General features: G+C 69.2%; 13 protein-coding genes. 8 read left to right on the top strand and 5 right to left on the bottom strand.

Annotated features, from left to right (window positions below; genetic code table 11):
* Positions 1–16 precede the first annotated feature (16 nt).
* The 3 genes from FF090_RS01655 to FF090_RS01665 all read left to right on the top strand — a co-directional run bounded on the left by FF090_RS01655 (position 17) and on the right by FF090_RS01665 (position 2,358).
* On the top strand, positions 17–502 hold the full coding sequence (locus FF090_RS01655; RefSeq protein WP_138855079.1) for a nuclear transport factor 2 family protein: 486 nt from the start codon (positions 17–19) through the stop codon (positions 500–502).
* Positions 503–583: 81 nt separating this feature from the next.
* Entirely contained in the window at positions 584–946 is a 363-nt protein-coding gene (locus tag FF090_RS01660; protein WP_138855080.1) for a hypothetical protein, read from the top strand.
* Positions 943–2,358 carry a hypothetical protein gene (locus FF090_RS01665; RefSeq protein WP_138855081.1) on the top strand — a complete coding sequence of 472 codons (1,416 nt, stop codon included), beginning with the start codon at positions 943–945 and terminating at the stop codon, positions 2,356–2,358. The genes FF090_RS01660 and FF090_RS01665 overlap by 4 nt, the downstream gene beginning before the upstream one ends.
* On the opposite strand, the gene FF090_RS01670 is transcribed toward FF090_RS01665, so the two are convergent.
* Positions 2,351–3,115 carry a CE1 family esterase gene (locus tag FF090_RS01670; RefSeq protein ID WP_175423464.1) on the bottom strand — a complete coding sequence of 255 codons (765 nt, stop codon included), beginning with the start codon at positions 3,113–3,115 and terminating at the stop codon, positions 2,351–2,353. The two genes, FF090_RS01665 and FF090_RS01670, sit on opposite strands and share 8 nt — an antisense overlap.
* A 101-nt stretch (positions 3,116–3,216) precedes the next feature.
* On the opposite strand from FF090_RS01670, the gene FF090_RS01675 reads away from it, so the two are divergent.
* Together FF090_RS01675 and FF090_RS01680 are read left to right on the top strand one after the other, a co-directional pair.
* On the top strand, positions 3,217–3,597 hold the full coding sequence (locus FF090_RS01675) for a hypothetical protein (RefSeq protein ID WP_138855083.1): 381 nt from the start codon (positions 3,217–3,219) through the stop codon (positions 3,595–3,597).
* A gap of 95 nt (positions 3,598–3,692) precedes the next feature.
* Positions 3,693–5,744: an NADPH-dependent 2,4-dienoyl-CoA reductase gene (locus tag FF090_RS01680; protein WP_138855084.1), complete on the top strand. Its 2,052-nt coding sequence runs from the start codon at positions 3,693–3,695 to the stop codon at positions 5,742–5,744.
* 25 nt (positions 5,745–5,769) lie between these two features.
* Here the strand turns inward: FF090_RS01680 and FF090_RS01685 are convergent, their stop codons facing one another.
* On the bottom strand, positions 5,770–8,811 hold the full coding sequence (locus FF090_RS01685) for a ligand-binding sensor domain-containing diguanylate cyclase (protein WP_138855085.1): 3,042 nt from the start codon (positions 8,809–8,811) through the stop codon (positions 5,770–5,772).
* Positions 8,812–8,889: 78 nt separating this feature from the next.
* The gene (locus FF090_RS01690; protein WP_138855086.1) at positions 8,890–9,309 is read right to left on the bottom strand and encodes a hypothetical protein; all 420 of its coding nucleotides are present in this window, start codon (positions 9,307–9,309) and stop codon (positions 8,890–8,892) included.
* A gap of 157 nt (positions 9,310–9,466) precedes the next feature.
* Here FF090_RS01690 and lepB point away from each other — a divergent pair, with 157 nt between their 5' ends.
* Genes lepB through FF090_RS19040 form a run of 3 tightly spaced genes read left to right on the top strand, consistent with a single transcriptional unit; the run spans position 9,467 to position 10,932 of the window.
* Positions 9,467–10,132, top strand: a complete 666-nt coding sequence (lepB, locus tag FF090_RS01695) for a signal peptidase I (protein ID WP_217503014.1) — start codon at positions 9,467–9,469, stop codon at positions 10,130–10,132.
* 5 nt (positions 10,133–10,137) lie between these two features.
* Positions 10,138–10,743, top strand: coding sequence for a DUF938 domain-containing protein (locus FF090_RS01700; protein ID WP_138855087.1), 606 nt, complete (start codon positions 10,138–10,140; stop codon positions 10,741–10,743).
* Positions 10,744–10,764: 21 nt separating this feature from the next.
* Complete coding sequence (locus FF090_RS19040; protein WP_175423465.1) at positions 10,765–10,932, top strand: hypothetical protein; 168 nt, start codon at positions 10,765–10,767, stop codon at positions 10,930–10,932.
* 47 nt (positions 10,933–10,979) lie between these two features.
* Here the strand turns inward: FF090_RS19040 and FF090_RS01705 are convergent, their stop codons facing one another.
* Positions 10,980–11,351 carry a DUF4288 domain-containing protein gene (locus FF090_RS01705; RefSeq protein ID WP_138855088.1) on the bottom strand — a complete coding sequence of 124 codons (372 nt, stop codon included), beginning with the start codon at positions 11,349–11,351 and terminating at the stop codon, positions 10,980–10,982.
* A gap of 13 nt (positions 11,352–11,364) precedes the next feature.
* Positions 11,365–12,705 carry an RHS repeat domain-containing protein gene (locus tag FF090_RS19460; RefSeq protein ID WP_138855089.1) on the bottom strand — a complete coding sequence of 447 codons (1,341 nt, stop codon included), beginning with the start codon at positions 12,703–12,705 and terminating at the stop codon, positions 11,365–11,367.
* Positions 12,706–12,822: the final 117 nt, after the last annotated feature.

Genomic DNA, 12,822 nt, shown 5'->3' on the forward strand with positions numbered 1-12,822 from the left:
TGCTGGCTTTCCCATCATGCGCTTTGTTCTCCTGACCGCACTGATCGTGCTGGTCCTTTGTGCCCCGACCGCCAACGCCCAGGTGCCGGTGCGCGCCGAGCCCGATCACGAGCGCCTGCTGGCCAGCGCCGACCCCAAGCTGGCCGCCAACAAACGATTGGTCTACGACTTCTGGCGCGAGGTCTTCGAGGCCGGTCAAATGGCGCGCGTGTCGCACTATCTGACCGAGGGCTATATCCAGCACAACCCCATGGTGCCCACCGGCCGGGCCGGCTTTGTGGCGGCCTTCGGGCCCCACGCCAAGTCACAGCCCGTGCAGGCCCGGGTGCAGGCGCCGCTGGTGGACATCGTGGCCGAAGGCGATCGGGTGGTGATGGTGTTCGTGTCTGAGCGCCCTGATCCCAAGAATCCCGGCCAGACCTACACCACCACCTGGTTCGATCTGTTCCGCATCGAGAACGGTCAGTTGGCCGAACACTGGGATCCAGCCGCCAAGCGCTGAGCCGGGGCGCCCAGATAATTCGCGCTCCGCCGCGCTGAGCGGCCAAGGGTGCGAATGAAGAACAACTCGGTTCGATGGCTGTTGACTTGCCTAGCTCTGCTGGCCCTGCCGCTTTGGTTGTGGCAGGACCTTTTGCTGGCGCAATGGGACGGCTGGTGGACCCGGACCCAATCCAAGGTGCAGGCCGAAGGCGTTTTGCAAAGCAGCGCGCCGCCGCGCAAATGCCAGCTGGCCGATGGGCGCCTGCTCTACACCACCGAGCCCTGCCCGGCCGGTAGCCGCGAGCGCGGCCTGCAGGGCGGCACGGTGAATGTGGTGGCGGCGCCGGCGGCTGCGGGGCCTGCCTCGGCGGCCTCGGCCACGCCCTTGCTGCGCCGCCTGGCCGGCCCGCAAGAGACCGACGCTTTGCGCGAGAAGATGATGGAAAGGGCGGGCGCGCAATGAGGCGGTGGCTCGGTTTTCTGCTGCCGCTGGCGGTGTTGGCGGCCCAGGTCGGGCTGGACCTGTGGGCCACCGACTGGTGGTTGCAGGGCGCTGCGCAGCCGCAGGCCGCGCAGCACTATTTGCTGGGCAGCCTGGGCTTGCTGACTTTGACGCTGCTGGGTCTGGTCTGGAGCCTGCGGCGTGGCGCGGCCACCAGCCCGGTGCGTTTGGCCATGGGCCCCTGGTTGCTGGTGCTGGGCCTGCTGTTGGCTCAAGCGGCGGTCGGCACCTTTGCGCAGCTGGGCTCCTTGTTGGAGCTGGCGCAATGGCGGACCGGAGCGGCCGACCTCAGCCTGGAGCCGCAGGGCCGCAGCCTGGTGCTGCGCGGGCGCCTGGGGCCGGGCGATGCCGCCCGTGTGCGCCAAGCCCTGGCGGGCCGCAATGCGCCGGTATGGCTGGACCTCGACCTGCGGGGTGCGGCCAGCCCTGAGGCTCTGTCCCTGGCCCAGAGCGTGCGCGAGCTCGGGCTGTCCACCCGCGTGCGTGGGCACTGCGATGAGGCCTGCGCGCTGATCTTTCTGGCCGGGCGTTCACGCCAGGTACTGGGCACCGGGCAACTGGGCCTGCAGCGCAGCGCCGGCCTGAGCGTCAACCCGCTGTGGCGCGCCCGCCTGCGCGAGCAGCAGCAGCGCCTCTACCGCGCCGCGGGCCTGCCCGAGAACCAGCTCACCAAGATGATGCTGACCCCCGCGCCCGGGCTCTGGCACCCTGATCGCACGGAATTGGCCGAACTGCAGACCCGCCCCGAACATCCGCTGGACACCGAACTGCCCCCCCGCCCCGGCACCTTGCGTGAGGAGTACGAGCAGGCCTTCACCAGCCATCCGGTCTGGCTGGCCCTGGAAACCCGACTGCCTGGCCTGCAGGCCCAGGCGGCGGCGCGCGCCCAGGCTGCCCATGCGCGTGGCGATCAGGCCGCCTGGTTGGCGGCGCAGACCCAGGCCCTGCAGGGGGGTCTGAACCCCCTGTTGCGCAACGCCAGCCACAGCCTGCGCACGCAGTACCTGGATTGGCTGGGCGAGGTGTTGCTGAGCCTGGAGCAGGACAGCGAATGCCGCGCGCTGCTGGCCGGCGATGCGGGGCTGCGGCGCCGTCTGAAGTCCGACTGGGTGCAGCGCGAGGTGCAATGGCTGGTGGACGCCAGCCAGGAGCAGGCGGACGCTGCGGATACGCGACCCCTGAACGCGCTGGAACTTGAGGTGCTGACGCGGGCCTTGGGCCCCGCGGCCACTCAAACCTTGCCGGGCCTGTGGACGATGGGCAGCCGTGCGCCGGGCTTGAGTTGTGCGGGCGCGCGGGCGCTGCTGGATCAGGTCACGGCCTTGGCCCCACCGCAGCGCCGGCTGGCGGTGCGGCGCATCTTCATCAGCTGAGAGTGCCCAGCGTTTGCAGGGCCATGAAGGTCCAGATGCGGGTGTTGATGTCGGCCTGACGCGCCCATTGGTGGCCCAGCTCGGGCACGGCCAGCAATTCGGCACGCTGGCGCGCCTTGACGGCGGCGGCCACGGCGGTGCGAATGCGCGCCAGCGGGACCAGGCGGTCCTTCTCGCCATGCACCCAGAGCTGGGGCGGCATGCGGGCGGCCGCCGGCGCGGGCAAGAGCGTGGAATGGCAGACCAATGAGGCATAACGGCCGGGCCGCGCCGCCGCCGCCTGCAAGGCCAAGCGGGCGCCGCTGGAAAAGCCCATCAGATGCACGCGCCGGCCATCCACCGGCAGTCGCGCCTTCAAGGCCTCCAGCAGTTCGTCCAGGTAGGCCAGATCGGCCTGCAGATCACGCCCGCGTTGGCCCCAGCCGCCGGGCTGTGCCTGGGCATAGGCCACGGCCAGCTCGTGTCGATGGGCGCTGGCGTTGAAGCCTGAGTAGCGCGGCATCAGGTCCTTGGAATCCTTGCCCATGCCGTGCAGGGCGAGCACCAGTTGCAGGGGCTTGGCCGGGTCCAGACCCTGGGGCAGCACCAAACGGTAGCGGCGACCGCTGGGCAGGCGCTCATCGGGCCACTCGCCGCCGGCCAGCACGGAGGCGGGCGGAGCGGCGGGGGGCACGGCCCAGGCGCTGGGTGCGCCTGAGGCGCCGCAGCCCAGGGCGGCCATCACGAAGCGGCGACGACGGTGTTGCGTTTCTGACATGGCCCGCACGATAGCTTGCCGCCTTTGACGCACCGCAAACCCCGGGTCTGAATTCCGGCCGAGCATGGGTTCACACCAAGACCCCAACCCAGGAGTGACCCATGTCCCTGTTCCACGCCGTGCTCTGGCTCGATCACCATGAAGCCAAGCTGCTGCAGTTCGACGCCGAGCATGTGGAGGCTGAGCGCATCAAGTCCCACAGCCACCACACCAAGCAGCGCGCCTCGGCCGTGCGCACCGAGCACGAGTTCTTCGGCGAGGTCTGCGACGCCATGGCAGGTATTGCCGAGGTGCTGGTGACCGGCTCCAAAACCGCCCAGGCCGATTTCCGCCACTACCTGGAGAAGCACCGCCCGGCCCTGGTCAAGCAGGTGGTGGGCTATGAGGCCGTGGACCACCCGAGCGACAAGCAGTTGGTGGCGCTGGCGCGGCAGTACTTTCTGAAGCACGACCGCATGAACGGGGTGCCGACGCCGATGTAAACCCGCAGGCCGCCCAGGGGCGGCACTCTAGAGGCGCGGACTGGGCTGACCCTGCCGCGGCCCTAGCATGGGCGCTCCCAAGGAGCGCCCTTTCCATGTCCGCCTACCCCCATCTGCTTGAACCCCTGGATCTCGGCTTCACCACGCTGCGCAATCGCGTGCTGATGGGGTCCATGCACACCGGCCTGGAGGACGGGCGCAAGCACTTTGACCGGGCTGCTGCCTACTTCGCCGAGCGCGCGCGCGGCGAGGTGGGGCTGATCGTCACCGGCGGCTTCGCGCCCAATGTGGCGGGTTGGGTCAAGCCCTTTGCGGGCACGCTCTCTACCAGCGGGGCGGCGCAGCGGCACAAGCTCATTACCGGCGCGGTGCATCAGGAGGGCGGCAAGATCGCTTTGCAGATCCTGCACGCCGGCCGCTATGGCTACCACCCTTTCATCGTTGCGCCCTCGCGCATCCAGTCGCCGATCACGCCCTTCAAGCCCTGGGCCCTGAGTGAGCGCGGCATCGAGCGCCAGATCCGCGCCTTTGTGCGCTGCGCCCAGTTGGCGCGCGAGGCCGGCTATGACGGCGTCGAGGTGATGGGCTCCGAGGGCTACTTCATCAACGAATTCCTGAGCCCGCACAGCAACCAGCGCGATGACGCCTGGGGCGGCAGCTACGCCAACCGCATGCGCCTGCCGGTCGAGATCGTGCGCCGCATTCGCGAGGCCTGCGGGCCGGACTTCATCATCATCTACCGCATCAGCCTGCTGGACCTGCTGCCCCAGGGGCAGAAGTGGGACGAGGTGATGCAGCTGGCGCAGGGCGTGATCGCGGCCGGCGCCACCATCCTGAACAGCGGCATCGGCTGGCACGAGGCGCGCGTGCCCACCATCGCCACCAGCGTGCCGCGTGCCGGCTTTGCCTGGGTCACCAAGAAGCTGCGCGAGGGCCTGCGCGCGCAGGGGCTCAACACCCCGGTGGTGGCGACCAATCGCATCAACATGCCCGAGGTGGCCGAAGAGGTGCTGGCCGGCGGCAGCGCCGATATGGTCAGCATGGCCCGCCCCTTCCTGGCCGACCCCGAGTTCGTGAAGAAGGCCCGCGAAGGCCGGCGCGACGAGATCAACACCTGCATCGCCTGCAACCAGGCCTGCCTGGATCACACCTTCAAGAACCAGCTGGCCAGCTGCCTGGTGAACCCGCGTGCCGCGCACGAGACGGTGCTGCGCATCACCCCGGTGCAGACGAAAAAGAAGGTGGCGGTGGTGGGCGCCGGCCCGGCCGGCCTGGCGGCGGCCACCACGGCGGCCGAGCGCGGCCATGCGGTCACGCTGTTCGATGCGGCCGCTGAGATCGGCGGCCAGTTCAATCTGGCCAAGCGCATCCCCGGCAAGGAAGAGTTCCACGAGACCCTGCGCTACTTCGCCAAGCGCATTGAGCTCACCGGCGTGAACCTGCGCCTGAACACGCGCGTCACGGCCGAGGATCTGAAGGGCTTTGATGCCGTGCTGCTGGCCACCGGCGTGACGCCGCGCAACCCGCGCATCCCGGGCCAGGACGCGCCCGAAGTGGCCGACAAGGTGCTGGGTTATATCGACGTGCTGCGCGGCAGCAAGCCGGTGGGCCAGAAGGTGGTGGTGGTGGGCGCGGGCGGCATCGGCTTTGATGTGGCCGAGTTCCTGCTCGAGGCCGGCCACAGCCTGACCCTGGACCCGGCGGCCTGGAACAAACACTGGGGCGTGGGCGACCCCGCCGAGGTGCCGGGCGGCTATCTGCCACCCCAACCCGGCGCGCCACGTCGCCAGATCACCCTGCTGCAGCGCAAGCCCGGCAAGCCGGGCGGCACGCTGGGCAAGACCACGGGCTGGATCCACCGCGCGATGCTGAAGATGGCCAAGGTGGAAATGCTGGGCAGCGCCAACTACGAACGCATCACGCCCGAGGGCCTGTTCGTGACCTGGGGCGAGAAGCGCGAGAACGGCCAGCTGATCGAGGCCGACACCATCGTGCTGTGCGCCGGCCAAGAGCCGCTGCGGGAACTGCAGGCCCCGCTGCAGGCCCTGGGTATTCAGGTGCAGCTGATCGGCGGCGCGCTGGAAGCTGGCGAGCTGGATGCCAAGCGCGCCATCCGCCAGGGTACCGAGGTGGCGGCGGCGCTTTAAGCGCCAAGCCGGACCTGTCAGCTCCTCAGATCTCCGGCGCCGGCGGCTTGTCGGCCACCGGGGTGCTGCGCACGGTCAGCAGGCCCTGTTGTGTCAGCCAGTCGCGTGCGGGGGCGTCCGTCGGCTGCAGGCCGTGGGCGCTCAGGCAGGCCACCCAGCCGTCGCGCCCGGCCGCCTTGGCGGCGTAGAGCGCCGCGTCGGCGAGCTGCAGGGTGGCCTTCCAGTCCCAGGCTTGCACTTGCTGTGGGTCCAGCGGATAGCAGGCCAGTCCGATCGAGGCCCGCACCGCCAGCGCCTGGCCGTCGGGCAGCTGGAAGTCCTGCTGACGCAGGGCTTCGCACAGGCGCTCGGCCAGCGGGATGGCGCCCGCGCGCGAGCCGGGGCGGGTCAGCAGCAGGAACTCCTCGCCGCCCCAGCGCACCAGGCAGTCGCCCGGCTGCAGTTCGGCCCGCAGGCGTTCGGCGGCCTGTACCAGCACGGCATCGCCGGCGGCGTGGCCGTGCCGGTCGTTGACCTGCTTGAAGTGGTCGATGTCCAGCAGCATCACGCAGAGATCGGCCGCCTCGCCGGCGGGGCCGCGGCGCTGTGACAGGCATTGCTGCAGCTCGGCGTCCACGTGCTGGGCCATGTAGCGGCGGTTGTGGGCGCCGGTCAGGGGGTCCATCAGGCTGACGCGGCGCAGCTCGGCGGTGCGCTCCTGCACCAGGGCTTGCAGCCGGCCTTCACGCCGGCGCAGCTGGCGGGTGCGCCATTGCAGCAGGCTCCACAGGCCCAGCAGCGCCAGGATGAGACCCAAGGCGCGCACCGTGGGCCGCTGCCACCAAGCCGCCCGCACCTCGATGGGCAGCTCCAGCACCTTGGGGCTCCAGACCCCATCGTGGTTGCTGGCGTTCAGGTGCAGGGTGTAGCGGCCGGGCGCCAGATTGCTGTAGCTGGGCATGCGGAAGTCGGCACCGCCCTCGATCCAGGCCGGGTCCAGGCCGACCAGGCGGTGGCGGTAGCGCAGACGCTGCGGCGCGGCAAAGTCCAGCGCCGCGTAGTCCAGACCAAAGCTGCGTGTGCCGGCGGCCAGCACCAGGCCTTGGCGAAGATTGGGCAGGTGCTGGGGCTGGCCGTCCACGCGCAGGCCGTTGATGACCAGGGGCGGGGCGTAGATGGAGGGGCTGTAACGCTCGGGGCGCACCACCAGCAGGCCCTGACTGCCGCCAAACACCAGGCGGCCATCGCGCAGTTCGGCGTCCACATAGAACCAGGGCGTGCCAAAGGGCGCCGAGCCGGCGGCGTCCACCTCGTCCAGGCGATCTGCCTTGGGGTCGTAGACGAACATCGGGCTCCAGATCCGCCCCTGGGCATCGGCGTGCAGATTGGCGCCAAAGGGTTGGCCGGTGCGGCCGTGGCGTTCGCTGATGCGCTCGAAGCGCGCCTGGCCCTGGGCATTGAAGCCCTGCAGCCGATGCAGACCGGCCACCGGGGTGTCCACCCACAGCTGCCCTTCGGCCGTGCGCAGCAGACCCAGCACGGCAGGGAAGCCGAGGCCGGCGCCGGGCGCCTGCGGCACCCACTGCAGCGCGGCCTGGCCGGCGCGCTGGCGCAGCAGGCCCTGCGCCCCGCCGACCCACCAGCCGCCCTCGCCGTCCTCGCACAGGGCTGTGACCCGACCGCGCAGGGGCTGGCCGTCGGGCAGGAGCAGGCGTTGCGGCGCTCCGCCTTGCTGGGGGGCGTGGCGGAACAGGCCGTCCTCGGTGGCGGCCCAGATCGTTCCATCGCGGCCAGCGCGCAGGCGGTACACGCGCACGCCGGCCAGGGACCAGGCGCGAATCAGCCCGCCGTCCAAGCGGTGTTGTTCCAGCTGCCCGCCGCGCCCCAGCCACAGGCTGCCATCGGGCCCCAGGGTCATGGCCTCCACAGCGCCGCCTTCGCGACCGAGCAGGGTGGCGCGCACGCGCAGGGACTCATCCATGCGCAGCAGCGTGCCCGCGTGGGTGGTGACGAGCAGGCCGCCATCCTCCAGTGCCAGCAGGGCGCGGGCATCGGCCTCGGCCCAGGGGCTGCGCGGGTCGGCATCGGCGCTGCGCACCGCCAGCGCCGGGTTGGGCTGGTGGCGCTGCAGCCCCAGGCCATAGCCGCCCACCCAGATGGCGCCGGCCTGATCGCGCAGCAGTGCGGTGACCTGTTCGCCGGCCAAGGCGCCGGGCCGGCCACGCCCCTGGGGCAGGCGCGGCAGGATGGGGGTGGTGTCGGCCGCAAAGCGGTCCAAGCCCTGGCTGCGGCCGACCCAGACGCTGCCGTCGGCGGCCTGCGCCAGTGCATGCACGGCCTGGCCGTCGGGTTGGAGCAGCCAGCGCAGCTGACCGTCCTGCCACAGGCCCAGGGCGCCGCTGGCGCAGCCGATCCAGATCCGACCGAGGTGGTCTTCCAGCAGGGCCTGGACGGCGCCGACGGTCTCGGGCAGTGGCAGGGTCTGCAGATCGGGCTGGCTCGGATGACCCGTCTCGCTGTGGCTCAGCCCCTGGCCATGCCCGACCCACAGCCGCCCGTCGCGCGCGGCCAGGAGTGCCAGCACGCGGGTTTCGGTGGCGAGCTTGCCTGGCAAGGGCTGGGCTTGGAAGCGCTGCTGCTGGGGCGAGTACTGCCAGAGGCCCTCGCCCGCGGTGCCGATCCAGATCGTGCCCGTGCGGTCCTCGGCCAAGGCCCGCACGATGGCACGCGGCCCGCCGCGCATCTCGATGCGGTCGCGCTCCGGCTCATAGACCGCCAGGCCATCGGCCTCGGTGCCGATCCACAAGCGCCCGTCGCGCGCCGCCACCATGGCGCGCACCCAGCCCAGATTGCGCTCAATGGCGCTGGCGCCCTCGCGTTCCATGGGCTGCAGGCGGTAGCCGTCCCAGCGCGCCAGGCCGTTGCCGGTGCCGATCCACAGATAACCCGCGCGGTCCTGCGCCAGCCCGCCCACCACGCTGCGCGGCACCGGCACGCTGCTGAACTGGGGCAGCAGGCTGTTCGCTGTGGCGCTCAGACCGCTGAGCGCCAGGAGGAAAAGCAGAAGAAGGCGGGCCGGAAGCGGCATCGGGCAAGGGGAGGGCAGTCTTCCCCAGGCGGCGGGGCGGGCCGCATTGTGGCGGCGGCGCCGGCGTCGTCGGTCTACTTACTTGCCCTCACAGTCCGGGCAGCTCTTTTTGCTGGCGCTCTTGTCGCCGTGGCCGGCGTGCTCGCCCGTGGTCGGGGTGGCGGACATCTCGAATTTCCACACCACATCCACTTCAAGGTTGCCAGGGCCCTTGCCCATGGCCTTGTGCATGGCACGCCGCACGGCCTCGGCTTGGGTCGGGCTGCTCAGGCCGTAGCAATCGCCGCGCAGTTGGTAGACGGATTTGCCCGCGTCGTGGTGGGCCGAACTGCCGAGCGCCAAGCATTGCGGCAGCGCGGCGGCACTGACGGCCTCGAAGACGGCGGCCTCGGGGGTGCTGAGGCTGATGCGCAGATGGCTGAGGGTGCGGTTCTCAGCGGCCTGAGCGGCGGTTGCGGCGACGAGCAGGCTCAGGCCGATGGCGAGGGGATGGGACATGGTGTGGGTTCTCCCTGTTGAAAACGGATGGGCATGCTAAGGGCTCCATTCATGCGCGCCGCTCCGCCATTGGCCGCCGCCACCGTGCGTTCGCCGCATGCAGGCGCCATGGCAGAAGGGGGTGACCTAGGCTGCAGCCTCTCAAGGAGTACAGACCATGAAATCCTGGTGGCGGCAGCAACGCGGCTTTGTGATGTTTCTCTTGCTTTTCGGCCTGTTCCGCACCGCGGTGGCGGACTGGAACCCGGTGCCCACCGGGTCGATGCGGCCCACCATCGTCGAGGGCGATGTGGTGCTGGTGAACCGGCTGGCCTACCAGCTCAAGCTGCCGCTCACCGATGTGGTGCTGGCGCAGTGGCAGGGGCCGGAGCGCGGCGATATCGTCACTTTCGGCTCGCCGGCGGACGGCACGCGATTGCTCAAGCGCGTGGTGGGCCTGCCCGGTGATCGCGTTGAGTTGCAGGGGGGGCAGTTGTGGATCAACGGCCAGGCCCAGACGCTGGAGGAGGCTGAGCTCGTCGAAGAGCCGCTGCCCAGTGGCGCCCACGTCCCGGCCTGGCGTGCGCAAGAGCAGCTCGGTGCGCGCCGGCACGCGGTGCAGGGCCTGCCCACCGTGCCCGCGCTGCGCGATGGCAGCTGGACACTGGGCGAGGGTCAGTACTTCATGCTGGGCGACAACCGCGACAACAGCCACGACTCGCGCTACTTCGGTCCCGTGCCGCGCGCGCTGTTGATCGGCCGGGTGCAGCGCCTGCTGGTCTCGGGCGATCCCGAGGCCTACTACCTGCCGCGCCTGGGCCGGCTGCTCAAGCCTCTAAGCTGAGGGGCATGCACTTTCACTCCCCTGCCGCTGAGCGCAACAAGCAGCCCATTCTGGAACAACTGCAGCGTCTGCTGCCGCCGCAGGGGCGGGCCTTGGAGATCGCCTCGGGTAGCGGCCAGCACGCGCGCCATTTCTTGGCTGGGCTGCCCGGCTGGACCTGGCAGCCCAGCGAGTTCGATGCCGACAAGCGCGCCGGGTTGCAGCAACTGCAGCTTGAGTTGGGCCCGCGCTGCTTGCCACCTCTGGCTCTGGACGTCAGCGCGCCCGACTGGCCGGTGGATGCGGCCGGCTTTGAGCTGATCTTCTGCGCCAATGTGCTGCACATCGCGCCCTGGGCCTGCTGCGCGGGGCTGATGCAAGGGGCGGCGCGCCATCTGGCGCCCGGGGGCTGTCTGGTGAGCTATGGGCCCTACTTGGAGTCCGACGTCCCCACGGCCCCTAGCAATCTGGCCTTCGATGCCGACCTCAAGTCGCGCAACCCGGGCTGGGGTTTGCGCAACCTGGACGCGGTGCGCGTCGAGGCAGCGCGGGCGGGGCTGTACCTGCGCGAGCGGGTGGCGATGCCGGCGAACAACTTGCTGTTGGTGTGGGGGCCGGGGCAGGCCGGCTGAACAAGCTGCAACTCGGGCAACTTGATTGATCTCGGTCGCTTCACGTCTGGAGAAGCCGGGGCGATTCAGGCCGTGGTGGGTGCCTGCATGCACAAGCTGGCGATGCTGATCTACGTTGCGGTGCGCTCAGGCTTGTCTTTTGATCCGCGCATCGCGATGCCCAAGCTTGATTTTCAAGGCCATATCTGACCCCTGAGCCCGCCTGAGCGACCCCAGGGCACGCCAGGGGGCAATCCCTACTCCCTGTACAGCACCTCAACCATGTCACCCCGCGCAAGAGCGAGTACCTGATCGAGGGTGTCCACTTCGAACTGCGAATAACTCAGCTCCAACCCGACCAGCCCCGCCGCATTGATCGGCATGGGGCTCGACGCTACTTCGATGATTTTGCGAATACCCGCAAAGAGATACGCTGCCTTTTGCTCATTGAGTTCAAGGTGCCCATCTTCACTAGTGTCTTCATTGGCCTTGGCGAGGTCGACGGCAAGTCTCGCAGCTGTCTCTTCATCCTCAGCCTCGATCAGGTAGATGTTTTCATGAACGAGGAACGAGTCCTGCGCCGCCTCAAGCAGCTTGAAGTAAAAAATGGCGTGGGAACAGTACAGCATCATCACCTCACCGTTAAGGGCATTTCTTGCGACTGTCTTTGGACTTATTGCGGTTTCCCCTCGCTTTTTGTTCCTTCTCCAACCGCTTTCTCTCGCCCGGGCTAGTAGTTGGGTCCTTTAGTCGGCGATCAATTTCTTCATCCGGAACGCCGATCAGACCCGTGTCCCTGATGTTCTGGCTGCCGCCCTTCGAAAACATCCGGTCAATCAATGCTGCACCACCGCCAACAATTGCAACCGTCGCACCGACGTCCATCGCCGTCACGCCGCCGCCGAGGACCCAAGGAATCGCCGGCAGCAAGAAGGCCAACCGCCCGTCCGGATCAATCATGTTGACCGGATCGCCTTCCGCATATGCGTACGTATTGATCCCGCCTTCGAGCCCGATGGGATCGGACTGCGTATACCGCCCCAACTGCGCGTCGTAGTAGCGGTTCCAGTTGTACCAAAGCCCGCTCTCGGCATCGAGGTACTGCCCCGGAAAACCCAGCGCATAGCCGCCCACCTGGTCCAGCGCCACCGTGCGGTTCCAGCCGCTCAGGGCGGCGCGCCAAGCCAGGGCGCCGGTGGGCGTGCTCAGCACTTCGGGGCGGCCCAGTTGGTCGGCGTGCACGTAGTACAGATTGCCGTTCTTCACCAGGGCCAGGGGCTGACCGAACAACCAGATGTGGGCGCTGCTGCCGCTCGGGCCCAACTCGGCCAGCAACTCGCCACCCTGACCGTAGACATAGCGGGTGTCGCCAGCGGCGGAGCGCTTCATCGCCCGCTGGTTCAGGGCATTGCTCCAGTAGTTGGCCACCACGCTGCCATTGATGCTCAGGCTTTGCAGGCGCTCGAAGGCGTCGTAGCTGTAGCTGCGGCTGCCGTCCCAGCGGCTCTCGCTGGCCAGCTGGCCCAGCGCGTTGTAGGCCAGATTGCGCCATTGCGGTCCGCCCACTGCCGTCACCCGGTTGCTTCCGGCCGCGACGCTGGGGGCCAAATTGCTGCCGTTCTCGCTGCTGCTGATGCGGTTGCCCACGGCGTCGTAGCCGTGGCTCAGGCTGTTGCCGCCACCGTTGTAGCTGCTCAGGCGCAGGCCGCTGTCATAACCCAGGCTGGCGGACTGCGCCGGATAGGCCCCGTTGTTCAGGCTGGCCACGGTGTCATTGGTATTCCAGTTCAGGCTCAGGTCCTGCACCCCGGGGCTGGCCACCTGGACCAGCCGCCCCGAGGCATCCTGCACCAGGCGGCGTTGCAGGTTGTTGCCCAGGCGCCAGGCCAGGGGCTGGGCGCTGCCGGGGTGATAGACAAAGCTGTCCGCCAGCGTGATGGTGCTGCCATTGAGCGTGGCGCTCAGGTTCTGGCCCTGGATCACGTTGACCTGCCGGGCCAGCGCGCCGGCGCCGTCATAGGCATAGCTGATGCCGCACAGGCGGACGCGGCCGTTGCTGCACTTGTCGTAGCTGACATTCGCCGGGGTTCAAGTTTGAGG

Origin of the sequence: Inhella inkyongensis, assembly GCF_005952805.1 — a bacterium.
GTDB lineage: Bacteria > Pseudomonadota > Gammaproteobacteria > Burkholderiales > Burkholderiaceae_C > Inhella > Inhella inkyongensis.

Excerpts from the sequence above, each read along its gene's own strand:
- FF090_RS01655 (WP_138855079.1), top strand. The coding sequence starts at position 17 with ATGCGCTTTGTTCTCCTGACCGCACTGATCGTGCTGGTCCTTTGTGCC.
- FF090_RS01665 (WP_138855081.1), top strand. The coding sequence starts at position 943 with ATGAGGCGGTGGCTCGGTTTTCTGCTGCCGCTGGCGGTGTTGGCGGCC.
- FF090_RS01670 (WP_175423464.1), bottom strand. The coding sequence starts at position 3,115 with ATGTCAGAAACGCAACACCGTCGTCGCCGCTTCGTGATGGCCGCCCTG.
- FF090_RS01675 (WP_138855083.1), top strand. The coding sequence starts at position 3,217 with ATGTCCCTGTTCCACGCCGTGCTCTGGCTCGATCACCATGAAGCCAAG.
- FF090_RS01680 (WP_138855084.1), top strand. The coding sequence starts at position 3,693 with ATGTCCGCCTACCCCCATCTGCTTGAACCCCTGGATCTCGGCTTCACC.
- FF090_RS01685 (WP_138855085.1), bottom strand. The coding sequence starts at position 8,811 with ATGCCGCTTCCGGCCCGCCTTCTTCTGCTTTTCCTCCTGGCGCTCAGC.
- FF090_RS01690 (WP_138855086.1), bottom strand. The coding sequence starts at position 9,309 with ATGTCCCATCCCCTCGCCATCGGCCTGAGCCTGCTCGTCGCCGCAACC.
- lepB (WP_217503014.1), top strand. The coding sequence starts at position 9,467 with ATGAAATCCTGGTGGCGGCAGCAACGCGGCTTTGTGATGTTTCTCTTG.
- FF090_RS01700 (WP_138855087.1), top strand. The coding sequence starts at position 10,138 with ATGCACTTTCACTCCCCTGCCGCTGAGCGCAACAAGCAGCCCATTCTG.
- FF090_RS01705 (WP_138855088.1), bottom strand. The coding sequence starts at position 11,351 with ATGCTGTACTGTTCCCACGCCATTTTTTACTTCAAGCTGCTTGAGGCG.